Source organism: Microbacterium wangchenii, from assembly GCF_004564355.1.
In the GTDB taxonomy this organism is placed as follows: Bacteria; Actinomycetota; Actinomycetes; order Actinomycetales; family Microbacteriaceae; genus Microbacterium; species Microbacterium wangchenii.
The window spans coordinates 3,086,569-3,101,135 of sequence record NZ_CP038266.1; the positions used below are offsets into that span (position 1 = coordinate 3,086,569).

The 14,567-nt window shown below is 73.1% G+C and carries 16 protein-coding genes; 7 read left to right on the plus strand and 9 right to left on the minus strand.

The window, feature by feature from the left end:
- Positions 1–88 precede the first annotated feature (88 nt).
- Positions 89–2,146 carry an NAD(+) synthase gene (locus E4K62_RS14980; RefSeq protein WP_135068808.1) on the plus strand — a complete coding sequence of 686 codons (2,058 nt, stop codon included), beginning with the start codon at positions 89–91 and terminating at the stop codon, positions 2,144–2,146.
- Between the two features lie 102 nt (positions 2,147–2,248).
- Here E4K62_RS14980 and E4K62_RS14985 read toward each other — a convergent pair whose 3' ends face one another.
- Positions 2,249–2,797: a hypothetical protein gene (locus tag E4K62_RS14985; protein WP_135068810.1), complete on the minus strand. Its 549-nt coding sequence runs from the start codon at positions 2,795–2,797 to the stop codon at positions 2,249–2,251.
- A 95-nt stretch (positions 2,798–2,892) separates the two neighbouring features.
- Between E4K62_RS14985 and E4K62_RS14990 the strand changes: the two genes are divergently transcribed.
- From E4K62_RS14990 to E4K62_RS15000, 4 genes are read left to right on the plus strand one after another with little or no spacing between them, the layout of a single operon-like run.
- Positions 2,893–4,356: a lipase maturation factor family protein gene (locus tag E4K62_RS14990; RefSeq protein WP_135068812.1), complete on the plus strand. Its 1,464-nt coding sequence runs from the start codon at positions 2,893–2,895 to the stop codon at positions 4,354–4,356.
- Between the two features lie 10 nt (positions 4,357–4,366).
- Positions 4,367–4,555: a hypothetical protein gene (locus tag E4K62_RS14995; RefSeq protein ID WP_135068814.1), complete on the plus strand. Its 189-nt coding sequence runs from the start codon at positions 4,367–4,369 to the stop codon at positions 4,553–4,555.
- Between the two features lie 8 nt (positions 4,556–4,563).
- Entirely contained in the window at positions 4,564–4,692 is a 129-nt protein-coding gene (locus E4K62_RS18995; protein WP_261799178.1) for a hypothetical protein, read from the plus strand.
- A gap of 25 nt (positions 4,693–4,717) precedes the next feature.
- Positions 4,718–5,275 carry a nucleosidase gene (locus E4K62_RS15000; protein ID WP_135068818.1) on the plus strand — a complete coding sequence of 186 codons (558 nt, stop codon included), beginning with the start codon at positions 4,718–4,720 and terminating at the stop codon, positions 5,273–5,275.
- Here the strand turns inward: E4K62_RS15000 and E4K62_RS15005 are convergent.
- The 4 genes from E4K62_RS15005 to E4K62_RS15020 form a co-directional block, all read right to left on the minus strand.
- Positions 5,263–6,768, minus strand: coding sequence for an MFS transporter (locus E4K62_RS15005; RefSeq protein WP_135068820.1), 1,506 nt, complete (start codon positions 6,766–6,768; stop codon positions 5,263–5,265). The genes E4K62_RS15000 and E4K62_RS15005 overlap by 13 nt on opposite strands.
- Before the next feature lie 47 nt (positions 6,769–6,815).
- Positions 6,816–9,809, minus strand: a complete 2,994-nt coding sequence (locus E4K62_RS19000) for an AAA family ATPase (protein WP_135068822.1) — start codon at positions 9,807–9,809, stop codon at positions 6,816–6,818.
- The gene (locus E4K62_RS15015; protein WP_135068824.1) at positions 9,806–10,960 is read right to left on the minus strand and encodes an exonuclease SbcCD subunit D; all 1,155 of its coding nucleotides are present in this window, start codon (positions 10,958–10,960) and stop codon (positions 9,806–9,808) included. Before E4K62_RS15015 ends, E4K62_RS19000 begins: the two co-directional genes overlap by 4 nt.
- Positions 10,961–11,150: 190 nt before the next feature.
- Positions 11,151–11,444, minus strand: coding sequence for a DUF2277 domain-containing protein (locus E4K62_RS15020; protein WP_135068826.1), 294 nt, complete (start codon positions 11,442–11,444; stop codon positions 11,151–11,153).
- Positions 11,445–11,500: 56 nt separating this feature from the next.
- Between E4K62_RS15020 and E4K62_RS15025 the strand changes: the two genes are divergently transcribed.
- Positions 11,501–12,250, plus strand: coding sequence for an alpha/beta fold hydrolase (locus E4K62_RS15025; RefSeq protein WP_240742714.1), 750 nt, complete (start codon positions 11,501–11,503; stop codon positions 12,248–12,250).
- 101 nt (positions 12,251–12,351) lie between these two features.
- A complete protein-coding gene (locus E4K62_RS15030; RefSeq protein ID WP_205805784.1) occupies positions 12,352–12,612 on the plus strand; it encodes a hypothetical protein in 261 nt (86 codons plus the stop codon).
- Between the two features lie 18 nt (positions 12,613–12,630).
- Here E4K62_RS15030 and E4K62_RS15035 read toward each other — a convergent pair whose 3' ends face one another.
- From E4K62_RS15035 to E4K62_RS15050, 4 genes are all read right to left on the minus strand, one after another.
- Positions 12,631–13,056 (minus strand): hypothetical protein, encoded by a 426-nt coding sequence (locus tag E4K62_RS15035; RefSeq protein WP_135068831.1) that lies wholly within the window; start codon positions 13,054–13,056, stop codon positions 12,631–12,633.
- 1 nt (position 13,057) lies between these two features.
- Entirely contained in the window at positions 13,058–13,300 is a 243-nt protein-coding gene (locus E4K62_RS15040; RefSeq protein WP_135068833.1) for a hypothetical protein, read from the minus strand.
- A 284-nt stretch (positions 13,301–13,584) separates the two neighbouring features.
- Positions 13,585–13,884, minus strand: coding sequence for a GNAT family N-acetyltransferase (locus E4K62_RS15045; protein WP_135068835.1), 300 nt, complete (start codon positions 13,882–13,884; stop codon positions 13,585–13,587).
- Between the two features lie 107 nt (positions 13,885–13,991).
- Complete coding sequence (locus tag E4K62_RS15050) at positions 13,992–14,546, minus strand: P-loop NTPase family protein (protein ID WP_135068837.1); 555 nt, start codon at positions 14,544–14,546, stop codon at positions 13,992–13,994.
- Positions 14,547–14,567 lie beyond the last annotated feature (21 nt).

Genomic DNA, 14,567 nt, shown 5'->3' on the forward strand with positions numbered 1-14,567 from the left:
TAACCGCGACCTCCGACGTCGCCGCACGCCCCCGCGCGGGAGCGTCAACCCCCGAGCGGCCGCGGGAGCGCCCTGCCAGGATGGGACGGTGAGCACGAGCCTTCCCTTCGCCAGCGCATACCGGCACGGGTTCGCCCGCGTCGCCGCGTGCACGATCCCGGTCGCCATCGCCGACCCCGCCACCAACGCCGAATCGGTCCTCGCCACCGCACGGAAGTGCCACGACGAGACCGTGGCCGTCGCACTGTTCCCCGAGCTGTGCCTCACCGGCTACTCCCTCGAGGACCTCGTGCTGCAGGACCCGGTCCTGGATGCGGTGGAGGCGGCCGTGCAGCGGCTGGTCGAGGCATCCGCCGACCTGCTCCCGATGCTCGTGGTCGGGGCGCCGCTGCGCCACCGCAACCGCCTGTACAACTGCGCCGTCGTGATCCACCGCGGCGAACTGCTCGGCGTCGCGCCGAAGTCGTACCTGCCCAACTACCGCGAGTTCTACGAGCGGCGGTGGTACGCGGCCGGCGACGATCAGGCCGGCGAAGACATCCGCATCGGCGACCTCGCGGCCCCGTTCGGACCGGATCTGCTCTTCGAGGCGCTGGATGTCCCCGGCCTCGTGGTGCACGCCGAGGTCTGCGAAGACATGTTCGTGCCCGTCCCGCCGTCCTCCGAGGCGGCGATGGCCGGCGCCACGGTGCTGCTGAACATGTCGGGCAGCCCCATCACGATCGGGCGCGCGGATGACCGCAACCTGCTGGCGCAGTCGCAGTCGCTGCGGTGCCTGGCCGTGTACGCGTATGCGGCGGCCGGCATGGGCGAGTCGACGAACGACCTGTCATGGGACGGCCAGACGATGATCTACGAGGGCGGGCAGCTGCTCACCACCACCGAGCGCTTCCCCGACGGGCCGCGGCGCAGCGTCGCCGACGTCGACCTCGACAAGATCCGCCAGGATCGCCTGCGCCAGGGCACCTTCGACGACAACCGCCGCACGTACCGGCCGGCGTTCCGCACCGTCCCCTTCGTCCTCGCGCCGCCGGCGACCGACATCGGGCTGCGCCGCTCCCTCGACCGGTTCCCCTTCGTCCCCGACGACCCGGCCCGCCTCGCGCAGGACTGCTACGAGGCGTTCAACATCCAGGTCTCGGGGCTCGAGCAGCGCCTCACCGCGATCGGCGGACCCAAGCCCGTCATCGGGGTCAGCGGCGGCATCGACTCCACGCACGCGCTGCTTGTCGTGGCCAGAGCGATGGACCGCATGGGACGCCCGCGCAGCGACATCCTCGCGTACACGATGCCCGGCTTCGCCACGAGCGACCGCACGCGGAAGAACGCCATCGCGCTCGCGGAGGCTCTCGGCGCATCCATCGAGACCATCGACATCCGCCCCGCCGCCGAGGAGATGCTCCGCCAACTCGGGCACCCGTTCGCCTCCGGCGAGCCCGTGCACGATGTGACGTTCGAGAACGTGCAGGCGGGCCTGCGCACGGATTACCTCTTCCGCCTCGCCAACCACCACGGCGGCCTCGTGATCGGCACCTCCGACCTGTCCGAGCTGGCCCTGGGCTGGGCCACGTACGGCGTCGGCGACCACATGAGCCACTACGCCGTCAACGTCGGGGTGCCCAAGACGCTCATCCAGCACGTCATCCGCTGGGTCATCTCCGCGGGCGAGGTCGACGAGGCCAAGGACGTGCTGCAGTCGGTGCTCGACACCGAGATCAGCCCCGAGCTCGTGCCGGCCGACGCCGAGGGACGGATGCAGTCGACCGAGGACCGCATCGGCCCGTATGCGCTCCACGACTTCACGCTGCACCACATCCTGCGGTTCGGGTTCCGCCCGTCCAAGATCGCGTTCCTCGCCTACCAGGCCTGGCGCGACGCCGAGGCCGGCGAGTGGCCGCCCGGATTCCCCGACGACGCACGCTATGCGTACGACCTGCCCACGATCGCCCGGTGGCTGGAGGTGTTCCTGCAGCGGTACTTCGCGTTCGCGCAGTTCAAGCGCTCGGCCATCCCAAACGGGCCGAAGGTGTCCCCCGCGGGGTCGCTGTCGCCCCGCGGCGACTGGCGCGCCCCGTCCGACGGCAACGCCCGCGCGTGGCTCGAGGAGTTGCACGCCGCCCTCCCCGACGTCTTCCCCTCCTCCTGACGCCGAGACACCACATCCCGTCCGAGACCCCCGGCGACGCGTGGTGTTTCGGACGGAAAGTGGTGTCTCGGCGGACCGGGGCGGGGGCCGGCGGCGGGGGTGCTACTCCTGCAGGCCGATGCGGTCGGGGATGGCGAACGGCAGGCCCGGTAGCCACGAGGCCGGGTCGGGCCACGGGCGCGAGGTCGGCAGCGCCGTCAGGGTGCGCCGCAGCGCGGCATCGCGCGGTGACGAGGGTGCGGCCCTGGGGAGGACGCGACGGGGCGCGCGGTGCCCGAGCGCCCCGCACCACCAGTGCCGCCACGTCGTGTCGGCCTGGTCGGGGTCGAGCACGATGTAGTAGTCGGGCATGAGCGCGCGGCCGGCCTCGAAGTCGGCCAGCGTCGTCTCGACCTCCACTTCGAGCGTCCCGAGCGTCGCGCGCTCCTCGTACAGCTCCACCCATGCGGCGGCGACGTGCTCGAGCGGGTCGGCGTCGTGCACGATCCACGGGGTGGATGCGGCGGCGATGCGCCGCGCGGCGAGGGCCGGTTCGGTGCCGTGCAGACTCAGCGTCTCCACCCCCGCGAGGCCCTCCAGCGTCTCCAGCGCGTCCCCCGAGCCGGCTCCGACGACGGCGACGATGGTTCCCGTTCCCGATGTGTGCGCCATGCTCCACGGTACGACGCCGCACGTGCACTGTGGGAAAGACTCGCGCGGACGCAACCCCGATGCACGGGTAGGGCGGCGTCCCTAGCCTCGGACGCATGGACGGCTTCGCCGCGATCGACTTCACCCTGGCCAGGGAGGTGCTCCAGCGGGGCATCGCCGCGGTCTACGTCGTCGCCTTCCTGTCCACCGCCGCGCAGTTCCGTGCGCTGCTGGGCGAAGACGGGCTGCTCCCGGCCCCGCGGCTGCTGGAGTGGGTGCGCTCGGGCTCCCGCGCGCGACGGCGGATGCTGCATCCCACCGTATTCCGCTGGTGGGCCTACACCGACCGCCGGCTGCTCGCGGTGTGCGGCGCGGGAGGCGTGGTGGCCGCTGCGCTCGTGTGCGGGCTCCCTCAGCTCGGTCCGCCGTGGGTGCCGATGCTGTGCTTCCTGTTCGTGTGGCTGGCGTACATGTCGGTCGTGAGCCTCGGGCAGACCTTCTACGGTTTCGGGTGGGAGATGCTGCTGCTGGAAGCCGGGTTCCTCGCGGCCTTCCTCGGCTCGGCCGACCAGCCGCCGCCCACGGTCGTGATCGTGCTGTTCTGGTGGCTGCTGTTCCGGCTGGAGTTCGGCGCCGGCATGATCAAGATCCGCGGAGGCCGGGAGTGGCGGGATCTGTCCGCACTGACCTACCACCACGAGACGCAGCCGCTGCCGGGGCCCCTCAGTCGTCAGGCCCACCTGCTGCCGCGCTGGTTCCATGAACTCGAGGTGATCGGCAACCACTTCTCGCAGCTCGTGGTGCCGTGGTTCCTGTTCGCGCCGCTTCTGGGCGTATGGATCCCGTGGCCGGGCTTCGCGTGGATCGGCACGATCGCCGGCGCGATCGTGATCGCCACGCAGCTGTGGCTCGTGGCGACCGGCAACTTCGCCTGGCTGAACGTTCTCACGATCGTCCTCGGTTTCTCCGCCGTGAGCGTCCCGGGCTCCGGCTCCCCCGCCGACGTGCCGCTGTACTGGCTGCTGATCACCGGGGCCGTGGCGGTGCTGTACGTCGTGCTGAGCTGGCCGGCGCTGCGCAACCTCGCCGCGCGCCGGCAGCTCATGAACGCGAGCTTCAACCGCTGGAACCTCGCCAACGCGTACGGCGCGTTCGGAACGGTCACCAAGCGACGCATCGAGTGGGTGATCGAAGGCACGGAGGCCACCGATCCGGACGACCCACACGCGGTGTGGCTGGAGTACGGATTCCGCGGGAAGCCGGGGGAGGTCCGCCGCATCCCTCCGCAGGTGGCCCCGTACCACCTGCGCCTGGATTGGCTGATGTGGTTCCTGCCCCTGGGCCGGTCGCTGGAGGACTGGTTCACCCACTTCGTCGTGCGCCTGCTGGAGGCCGATCCGCGGATGCTGCGCCTGCTGCGCCGCGACCCCTTCGACGGGCGCCGACCGGCGTGGGTGCGCGTGCACGCCTACCACTACCGCTTCACCACGCGCGCCGAGCACCGCCGCACCGGTGCGGTGTGGCACCGCACGTTCGAGGGCGTGGTGCTCGATCCGCTCCGCGCGCCCGCGAGCAGGTAGCCTGGACGCGATGGAAGACGCCCGCCCCGTCCGACGCCCCCGCGCCGCCGCCGTGATCGGCATCATCGTGGGCGCGCTGTTCCTCGCGCTCGGCGCCGCCGCGCTCCTGATCGGCCTCGGCCTCGTCATCGGCGTCATCGCCCTGGTCGGCGGCGCGCTGACCCTCGCCGCCGCCGTCTTCCTCCTCGTCCGCCCCTGAGGACCCGCATGTTCCCTGCCCCGAACGACCCGAAAAAGCCCTCTCCGACCCGCGTGGGCATCTGGATCGTCGTGGCCGGCGTCGGCGTCTACATGCTCGCCTCGGGCATCATCGGGATTCTCACGACCGGCGGCTGACCGCTCCGACCGGCAGAATGGGTGGGTGAGACTCCTCGTCGCCGCCCACGAATCCGAACTCGTCGCCTTCGAACCCGAGCTCCCCGGGTTCGACCGCCTCCTCACCGGCGTGGGCAAGCTCCGCGCCGCCTACGCGCTGACCCGTGCGCTGGATGCCGCGCACTACGACGAGATCGTCGTCGTCGGCACCGCCGGCGCGCTGGACCCGGAGCTGGAGCCGGGCGTGTACGACATCGACGCGACGGTGCAGCACGACGTGACCGACCTGGAGGGCGTGCGCGGCCAGCACGTGTCGCTGCCCCCGCGCATGACCCTGGCCGTGGAGGGCGCCACGATCGCCACGGGCGACTCGTTCGTCGACGACCCGGACGCCGTCGCGATCATCCGCCGCCTGGGCGCGCGCCTGGTCGACATGGAATCGTTCGCCTACGCGTGGGTGGCGGCGCAGTTCGGCGTGCCGATCCGCATCCTCAAGGCCGTCTCCGATCGCGCACAGGACGGCGCGACCGTGGAATGGGACACCGCCGTCATCGAGTGCTCCCGCCAGCTGCGCGAGCGCATCCGCGAGGCCTACGGCGTCTGATCCGGCGCCGCCGGGAGGGGCGGCTCACCGTCGCGACGGCGGACGGCGAGGTCGACGACTGCGGCGATGAGGGCGAGCCCGAGGAACACGCCCACCGAGGTCATGCCGACGGCGTACGCGTCGTGGAAGACCACCGGGTCGGGCTCAGTGCCCTTCTCCCGGTACACCGTGGCGTAGAACAGCGCCAACGCGACCGCGGTGCCCACCGCCGTTCCGATCCGCTGGCCGAGCTGGCCGATCGAGCCGGCGACGCCGCCCTGACGGACGGGCACCTCGGCGAGCATCAGGGTCTGGTTCGGCGAGATGACGACGCCGGCAGCCAATCCACTGAGGACCATCACGGCGGCCATGGCCCACGGGGTCCACTCAGCCGGCGTGAACAGCACCGCCAGCACGAGCCCGCCGACACTCACCAGCAGCCCGACCAGTCCCCACACCACCAGGGGCCGGCCGATCCGGCTGACGTACACGCCCCCCACCCACGAGGACAGGGCGGATGCGGCGGCGAAGCCGATCGTCACCATGCCGGCGAACACCGGCGCGATCTTGAGCCCGAACTGCAGGTACAGCGTCCCGAGGAGGAACATCGCCGGGGCTCCCGCGAAGTACGCCGTCGACACGAGCACCCCGTTGCGGTAGGACACCCGCTGGAACACCGAGAACGGGATCAGCGGCACCCGCCCGCGGGCGGCGTACCGGTGCTCCCACAGCAGGAACATCGCGACGAAGAAGACGCAGACCACGAGCAGCCACCAGCGGCGGGGGTCGTCGTCGGGCGAGCCCGTGGTGAACAGGAAGGGCCACAGGAACGCCAGCACGCTCAGCCCGAACAGCACCACGCCGACCGGGTCGAGGTCGAGCGGGCGGTGCGACCGCGTGCGCGTGTCAGGGAGCAGCCACGCCGCCAGCGCCATGACGATAATCACCAGCGGCACGTTCATCCAGAAGATCAGCCGCCATCCGTCGGCCTCGCCGCCGACGGCGATCAGCAGGCCTCCCAGGGTCGGACCGAACGCCGTGGAGATGCTGATCGTGGCACCGAACAGCCCGAACGCCCGGCCGCGCTCGGCGCCGACGAACAGCTGCTGGATGAGTCCCAGCACCTGCGGCATCTGGATACCGGCGGCGACCCCCTGCAGCAGGCGGAACACCAGCAGCAGCGTCGCATCCGGGGCGAGGGCGCAGCCCAGACTCGTCAGCAGGTACAGCGACAGCCCCACCAGGAACAGCACACGCCGCGACCGCTGGTCACCCAGGCGACCGGCCGGCACGAGCACGAGCCCGAAGGTGAGGATGAACCCCGACACGATCAGCTGCACCTGCGTGGGATCGGCGCCCAGGGCCGTCTCGATCGCCGGAAGTGCGACGTTGACCTTCGTCAGATCCAGGATGGTGAGCGCCGCCACCGACACGGCGATCCAGTACGCCCGCCACCGATGCGACGGCGGAAGCTCGATATCGCGCGTGGGCGGATGCCCGGACGGGGGTGACATTCCGCCCACGCTACTCGCCGCGCGCTCGGACTCCGCAGGCCTTGCGGTCAGCTGCCGACGGCTGCTCCCTGACGGATGACGCTCGCCCCCTGCGGCCCCGCCTCCACCAGGAGCTGGGCGGGCAGCTGCTCCTTCATCGCTGCGACGTGGCTGATCACTCCGACGGTGCGCCCGCCCTGGCGCAGTTCGTCGAGGGCGCGCATTGCCAGTTCGAGCGTGTCGTCATCGAGCGAACCGAAGCCCTCATCGATGAAGAGCGTGTCGAGACGGATGCCGCCCGCCCGCGCCGTGACCACCTCGGCCAGGCCCAGCGCCAGGGCCAGGGAGGCCAGGAAGGTCTCCCCGCCGGACAGCGACTGCGGCGGCCGCGCCTGCCCGGTGTAGGAGTCGAGCACCTCCAGCCCCAGGCCGGATGCTGCACCTCGCGCCGCGAGCGCGTCGGAGTGCTGCAGGCGGTACCGGCCCGCGGACATGTCGGCCAGGCGGAGGTTCGCGGCGGCGACGATCTCCTCGAGTTCGGCCGCCAGGACGAACGTCTCCAGCGTCATCCGGCGCGTATTGGGCGCGCGGCCGGCGACGGTGTGCGCGAGGCGCCCGACCACGGCGGCGCGCGCTGCGGTGTCGGCGATGGCACGGTGGGCGGCGTCGGCCCGCTCCGCCAGGTCGCGCAGCCGCGTGAGGATGGCGTTCGCCTCGGCCGTGGCGGCGGCGGCGGCGGTGACGCGGGCACGCGCGTGCGCCAGCTCCGCCTGCACCGGTCCCAGGTCGGCCGGCTGCTCGGGCTGGTCGACGAGCACCAGCTCCAGTTCGAGCAGACGCTGGCGGGCCGACCGCTCGGCGTCGTCGTGTGCACGTACGCGGTCCTCCATCGCGGCGCGCTCCCCAGCAGAGCGCAGCGCGGCGCGGGCGGCGTCGGCATCGTCGAAGATCGACGCGGCCAGCCGCTCGTCCCGGTGGGCGGCGGCGCCGGAGAGCACTTCGGCGCGCACCACGCTGTCGGCGGCGGAGTCGGTCAGGGCGCGCAGCAGCTCGCGGCGCCGCTCGGCATCGTCGCGACGCTCGGCGACCGTCGCCGCATCCCCTCGCGCGCCGTCGACGCGGGCGCGCAGCGCGTGCGCACGCTGGGTGGCCAGCGCTGCATCCTGCCGGCCCTGCGCCGCTTCGGCCACGAGCGCCTCGCGCCCGGCCGCGGCGTCGGCATCGGCCGCGGCGAGCCCGGCCCGCTCGGCGGCGAGCCGCTCGGCGGTGGCGACGCGTTCCTCGGCCGCATCCCGCGCGGCCCGCGCGGCGTCGCAGTCCGCCTCGGTCTCCTCGGGCCCGGTGCCGCCCGCGCATGCGACCGCGGCCGCATGTGCGGCGCCCGCATCGCGGAGTGCCTCGGCGGCACGACGATCCTCGGCGAGGGCGGTCTCCTTCGCGAGCGCCGCATCCTCGATGGCGGCATCGCTGACCGGTTCGTCCGACGGCGACGCGGGGTGCGGATGCTCCGTGCCTCCGCACACCGGACAGGGTTCGCCCTGCACCAGGCCGGCGGCCAGGTCGCCCGCCGCCGACGCCAGGCGACGCTGCAGCAGCGACGTGTGATGTGCCGTGGCCTCCGCCAGCGCGATGCCGCAGGCCACCGCGCGGCGTTCGGCGGCGCGCAGCGGATCGACCAGGGCGTGAGCCTCCCGCGCGGCATCCCGGCGGCGTTCGGCCTCGCTCAGCCGCGCCTCCGCCGTCGCGCGTTCGGCCGGCGCCGCGGCGAGTGCCTCGAGCTTGTCGTCCAGGTCGCGCAGGAGCGCCGGCACCGCCGCGCGCTGGGCGTCGAGGGCGGCGACGGCACGCTCGGCATCCGCGGCGGCGGCCGCCGCCTGCTCCACCTCGCGCTCGGCCTCGGCCAGTTCGGTTTCGGCGGCCAGGGCGTCCGCGCACGCGGCCAGCACCGCCGCGAGCTCGTCCTCGCGAGAGCGCAGCTGCGCCGGGGTGGACGCGGTCTCCCCCGCCGCCGCCCACGCGACGGTTGCAGCGGCAGCGCGCTCGGCACTGACGGCGGCGTCGCGCTCCGCCCGATCGGCGGCCTCGAGAGCCGCACGCAGCTCCTCCCCCGCACGCGCCCGTGCGAGCACCTCGCGCTCGGCGTCGACGGCCGGCGCATCCTCGGTCAGGCGGGCCAGGCGTTCGCGCAGCTCGAGCCGCTGGCGCTGCCGCTCGGCCAGCTCGCGCGCGTCGCGCTCCCGCTCCAGGGCGCCGTCCAGTCCCGTCTCGGCGGTGCGCTGCTCCTGGGCGGCGACCTCGGCACGGTAGGCGGCGCGCTCGGCGGCCCGGACCACGGCGCTCAATCGCGCGGGGATGTCGGCGGGCGCGGGGTCTTCCACGGGAAGCACGTCGGCGTCGCGAGCGACGCGCTCGGCCTCCTCCAGCAGCATCCGCACGTTCTCGCCCTCGGACAGCAGTGCGGCTTCGGCGTCTTTGCGCATGCCCTCGAGGATCTCGGCGTACTGCTCGTACGTGCGTGTGCCGAAGAGGGTGCGCAGCAGCGCCTGACGCTCGTCATTGCGGGCGAGGAGGAAGCGCGCGAACCGGTTCTGGGCGAGCAGGATGACCTGCAGGAACTGCTGCTGGGTGAGGCCGACGATCTCGTCGAGGTGCGCGGCCACGTCGACGGGGCGTGCCGCGACACCCGTCCACTCGACGCCGTCGAACTCCTCGAGCATCGCGCGGTGCGGTTCGGTCGTGAAGCCCCCGCCGCGCAGCTTCGGGCGCTCGTACTCCGGCGAGCGGGTGACGCGCCAGCGCCGCTCGCCGGCGGTGAACTCCAGCACCACCTGCGTCGGGTCCTCGGGGTCGCAGTGGTCGCTGCGCAGCCGCCGCTCGCTCCCGTCATAGCGCGGCACCCCGCCGAACAGGGCGTAGCAGACCCCGTCCAGGACGCTCGATTTCCCCGCCCCGGTGCGACCGGAGATGAGGAAGATCCCGTCGTCGGCGAACGCGTCGAAATCGACGACCTGACGATCCCGGAAGGGACCGAAGCCGGCGAGCTCGAGGCGATGCAGCTTCACGCGCGGGCCTCCGCGACGGTGCGCGCATCGACGACGTCGCGGATGAGGGCGCGCTCCGCGTCGGTGGCACCCTCCCCCGCGCGCACGTGGGTGAGGAAGGCATCGAACAGCTCGGCGTCGTCGCGGGCGGCGCGCACGCGGCCGGAGTAGTCCAGCCCGTCCGCGGCGGGCGTGCCGACGGGGGTGTGCACCACGGTCGCGCAGAACGGGAAGCGGCGCTGCAGGCGGCGCATCGGCTCGATCTGCGGCGTCAGGTCGGTGTACTGCGCGCAGACCCACGCGTCTTCGTCGGCCGCGAAGCGGGCATCCTCCAGCAGCTCCGCGATCGTCCCCCGCAGCGTCACGAGCCGCCGAGGCACGGGCAGGGGGATCCATTCCACGTTCGTCAGGCCCGCCGCATCCAGCTCGACCAGCCACGATCCGCGCGGCTTGTCGGCCTCGCCGAAGCTGTAGTGCAGCGGAGCGCCGGCGTAGCGCACGCGCTCGGACAGCTGCTGACGGCCGTGGATGTGGCCGAGCGCGACGTAATCGGGCCCGTCGAAGGCCGGGAGGGGCACGACGTCCAGGCCGCCCTGGCGGATCTCCCGCTCCACGCCTGGCGTCGCCTCGACCCCCGCCGCGAAGCAGTGCGCGATCGCCACCGACCGGCCCCCGCGCGCGGCGAGGTCGGCGCGGACGAGCCCGAGCGCATGGTTCATCGTCTGCGCCTGGCTGCGCAGTTCGACCCCCTCCCACCGGTGGCGCACGATCGCCGGCTCCAGGTACGGGATGCCGTAGAAGTGCACCGGCCCGTGGGCGTCGGAGACGGTGACGGGCGTGCCGACCGCGGCGGGGTCGGTGAGCACCGTGATGCCCTCCCTCAGCAGCGCGGACTGGAAGCCCAGCCGCGCGGCGGAGTCGTGGTTGCCGCTCGTGACGATGATGCGGGCGCCGGCGTCGGAGATCGCGGCGAGGGTGTCGGTCAGCAGCGCGTAACAGGCCGGTGCCGGTGCGGCCGAGTCGAACACGTCTCCGGCGAGGACGACGACGTCCACGCGCAGCTCCGCCACCTGAGCGACGAGCGCCTCCAGGACGCCGCGCAGCGCATCGAAGGTCGCATGTCCGTGGAAGGACCGCCCGATGTGCCAGTCGGAGGTGTGCAGGATGCGCATACCAGCACGCTACGTCGAGCCTCCGACATCCCCGCGAAGGCGCTCAGGAGGTTCGCCGACAGCGAGCGGGCGGATCCGCCCGTCCCGCACCTCCCGCGCGCCGTAACGATGTCGGGGGACCGCACCCAGGTCGGAGGATGAGCTGCGCATCCTCCGACGTCCGTGCGATCCTCCGACGCCGCTGCGCGGCTCAGGATGCGGCGGCGACGCGCGGTTCGTAGCGTCCGGAGCGCTCCGCCCTGGCGCGGGCCTTCGCCGCTTCTTCGGCGCGGTCCTTCGGCGGAGCCACGGCGACGAGGTCGTCGAGCAGGTGCGCCGTGGCGTGGGCGATGTCGGCCACCGCACGATCGAAGGCCGCCTGGTTCGCACGCGAGGGCTTGGTGGTCCCGGCGATCTTGCGCACGTACTGCAGGGCGGCCGCCTGGATCTCCTCGGTGGTCGCGGCGGGCGCGAAGTTGTGGAGGGTGTGGATGTTCCGGCACATGCCGCCCACGGTACGCCCGGTCGGGGTGCCGCATCCAGACCCGGTAGCGTCGGAGCGTGGATCCCGAGCCGACCGACGACGTCTCGGTGAGCACGTTCACCGCGGCCGGCTGCACGCTCGTGGCCGAGACCCAGGGGCACGGGGAGACGGTGTTCCTGCTCGTGCACGGGATCGGGATGGGACGGACGGTGTTCGCCCACGCCGTGAAGCTCCTCCGCCGCCACGGCCGCGTGATCGCGATCGACCTGCCCGGCTACGGCGAGGCTCCCGAGCCCGCGCGCACGCCCGCCATCGAGCGGCTGGCAGACCTCGTGGCGGCCTTCATCGTCGAGCGGGCGCCGGGGCGCGTCGTGCTGGTCGGGCATTCGATGGGCTCGCAGGTGGCCATCGAGGTCGCCGCACGCCATCCGGCCACCGTCGCCCGGCTCGTGCTGGCGGCCCCCACGGTGGATGCTCGTGCGCGTCGCGCGCTGCCGCAGATGTGGCGGCTGCTGCGCGACCTCACCGACGAGCATCCCAAGGTGATCCTCGCCGGCGCGCGGGAGTATCTGCGCGCGGGGCCATGGCTGCGCCGGAAGTTCCGCGCGATGCTCGCGCATGCCCCGGAGGACTCTCTCGATCGCGTGCGCGTACCGGTGCTCGTGCTGCGCGGGGAGGAGGACCCCGTCTCCCCCCGGGCGTGGTGCCGGTTCGTCGCGGATTCCCTGCCCGACGGCCGCCTGGAGGAGATCCCCGATCGCGGGCACGAGACGATGATCCGGGATGCGGCGCCCGCTGTCGCACGCATCCTGCTCTTCGCCGCCTGACCGCCATGGCAGGACGTTTTCCTGCCAGCGTCGGCGTCGACGGCAATGTCGGCGGCCGCGCGTACGTTCGCTCGTGAGGCAACGACTGACCCACAGGAGCGATGATGTTCGGGATCTATGCCGCAGAAGTCCAGTTCCAGCACGACAGCGCCGAGCGCGATCGCGCGCTGCGCCGCCGAGCACTGCGGGCGGAGCGTCTCATTCCGGAGCGCGTGCTCCGGCCGCTCGACCCTCCGGCCGCGCCGCGCCGCGCGTTCCGCGGCGTGTGGCCGCGCCCGGTCGCGGTCCCGCCGGGCTCCGACGCGGGCTTCCGTCCGCGCGCGTCCGACGCCGCCTTCCGGCCGCACACGTGCACGGTGTGAGCCGGGGCGGGTGCTGATTCAGCGCTGGGCGATCTCCGCGGCCAGCGCCCGGATGCGGTCGTCGCCGATGTCGGTGCCGGTCTCCGAAAAGCGCTGGCGCAGCACGTCGGCGATGCGCTCCTCGGAGGCGTCGCCGACGTCCTGACGCGTCTGCGCCACGATGCCTTCGACGCGGTCCTCGTTGGTCGTGGAGTGCATATCCATCGCCGGGGCGTTCTGCGTGCCCGATGCCGCGCTCGAGCTCGTGTCGGGGTCGGCGTCCGGGGCCTTGGCATCGTGAGCGACGGCGCCGCCCTGCACGTCCTGCGTCGCCTCCCCGTGCTGCACGGTCGCCTCACCGTCACCGCGGCGATCATCCGCCTGCGAAGGCTCGACCGGCTTCTCGTCGTAGCGGTCGGGGTAGTTCCCGCCCGGTTCGTCGAACTCGTTCGTCGTACCCGACATCTCAGCTCTCCTCGTCGTTGGACAGATCGGGGTCCGCCGCCTGGGACGGCTCGTCGCTCTCGATCGGCGCATCGGGGCTGGTGCCCCCGGATGACTCGCCCGGCAGGCCCGCGTCACTCAGGCGCGACGACCCCTGGGCCGCGCGGCTCTGCTCGGCCGTCTCACCGTCGGCGGCTGCGCCGCTCTCCCAGCCGCCGGGCGGGTCGGCGTCGATGACGCCCTCGGGCAGATCGCGATCATCCATGGCGTGTTCCTTCCGTCCCTTCCACCCTCCCGCGCCGCCCCTCCGGCTCGCGAGGGCTTGACGCGCCCACCGACGCCGACTACCCCGCCCGCCCCGACCCCCGCCCCGCCCCACCCCACCCCCGGTTCCGCGAGACAGCACGCCACCGGCGAGACCGCGACATAAAGCCTCGGTCTCGCCGGTGCGCAGCAGTCTCGCGGATTTGCGCGGCGCATTTGCGCGGCGCGGCGGGCGGCGGGCGGCCGCGGCGGGCGGCGGGCGCGGCGCGGCGGGCGGCGGTACGGTCAGGCGGAGCGGGCGGTGCGGAGGATGCCGGCGTGTTCGGGGTGGGCGTCGAACCACTCGGCGACGTACCAGCACACCGGGATCACCTCGCGGTCGCCGGCCGCCTCGAGGTGCGCCACGGCCCGGGCGACCAGTTCGCCGGCGTAGCCGTGTCCGCGGAAGGTCGGGATCGTGTACGCCCGCGTCATCGCCACGGTGCGCCCGTCGTCGCGGTAGTCCAGCACGCTCACGAGGTCGTCGCCACGGTGCAGCGTGTAACGCGAGGCGTCCTTCTCGTCGGTGAATCGCAGTCCGGTCACCCCGACAGGGTACGCCTGGTCCGGCCCGGCGTCGCCGCATCCGCGCCACGCCCGCGCAAAACTCAGGAGACACGCCGATCCGACCACCGCCGGCGGGGCCGCAGCCCTCAGTTCTCCTGAATTCTGGACGGCAGGGCGGCCAGCCACGCGTCCACCTGCCGCTGACCGGCCAGGCGCACCACCGGCATCCCGGCGGCGATCCTGCGCTGCATCCGTTCGCGCGTCACCGGATGCTGCGTCCACGCCCACCGCACGATGTTCTCCTCGGGGGTCCACCGGATCCAGTTGGCCGGGGTCTCGCGATTGCCGTGCCACAGCTCCTGCCGGGTGAGCCCGCGGCGCAGCGTACGCGCGACGACGCGCCGCATGACGACCGGTCGCGGGTGGTCGAGCCACACGAACGCGTCCGCCCCGCCGGTCGTCCCCGGATCCAGCAGCCCGTTCAGCCGCGACGACCAGTTGCCCTCGATCACCCACCCGTCCGGATGCTCCGTCACGAACCCGCGCACGAGCCCGAGCGCCTCGCCCAGGTCACGATGCTGCCAGCCCGCATCCCAGAAGACGGCGTCCAGCTCGAGCACCGGAACGCCCAGCCGGGCTCCGGCCTCCCGGGCGAGGCGGGTCTTCCCCGCGCCGGAGACCCCCACGATCCGCAGCTTCACGGGCCCAGTGTGGCAGGGACC

Excerpts from the sequence above, each read along its gene's own strand:
- E4K62_RS14985 (WP_135068810.1), bottom strand. The coding sequence starts at position 2,797 with ATGGCGCACACATCGGGAACGGGAACCATCGTCGCCGTCGTCGGAGCC.
- E4K62_RS14990 (WP_135068812.1), top strand. The coding sequence starts at position 2,893 with ATGGACGGCTTCGCCGCGATCGACTTCACCCTGGCCAGGGAGGTGCTC.
- E4K62_RS14995 (WP_135068814.1), top strand. The coding sequence starts at position 4,367 with ATGGAAGACGCCCGCCCCGTCCGACGCCCCCGCGCCGCCGCCGTGATC.
- E4K62_RS18995 (WP_261799178.1), top strand. The coding sequence starts at position 4,564 with ATGTTCCCTGCCCCGAACGACCCGAAAAAGCCCTCTCCGACCCGCGTG.
- E4K62_RS15005 (WP_135068820.1), bottom strand. The coding sequence starts at position 6,768 with ATGTCACCCCCGTCCGGGCATCCGCCCACGCGCGATATCGAGCTTCCG.
- E4K62_RS15015 (WP_135068824.1), bottom strand. The coding sequence starts at position 10,960 with ATGCGCATCCTGCACACCTCCGACTGGCACATCGGGCGGTCCTTCCAC.
- E4K62_RS15020 (WP_135068826.1), bottom strand. The coding sequence starts at position 11,444 with ATGTGCCGGAACATCCACACCCTCCACAACTTCGCGCCCGCCGCGACC.
- E4K62_RS15030 (WP_205805784.1), top strand. The coding sequence starts at position 12,352 with ATGATGTTCGGGATCTATGCCGCAGAAGTCCAGTTCCAGCACGACAGC.
- E4K62_RS15035 (WP_135068831.1), bottom strand. The coding sequence starts at position 13,056 with ATGTCGGGTACGACGAACGAGTTCGACGAACCGGGCGGGAACTACCCC.
- E4K62_RS15040 (WP_135068833.1), bottom strand. The coding sequence starts at position 13,300 with ATGGATGATCGCGATCTGCCCGAGGGCGTCATCGACGCCGACCCGCCC.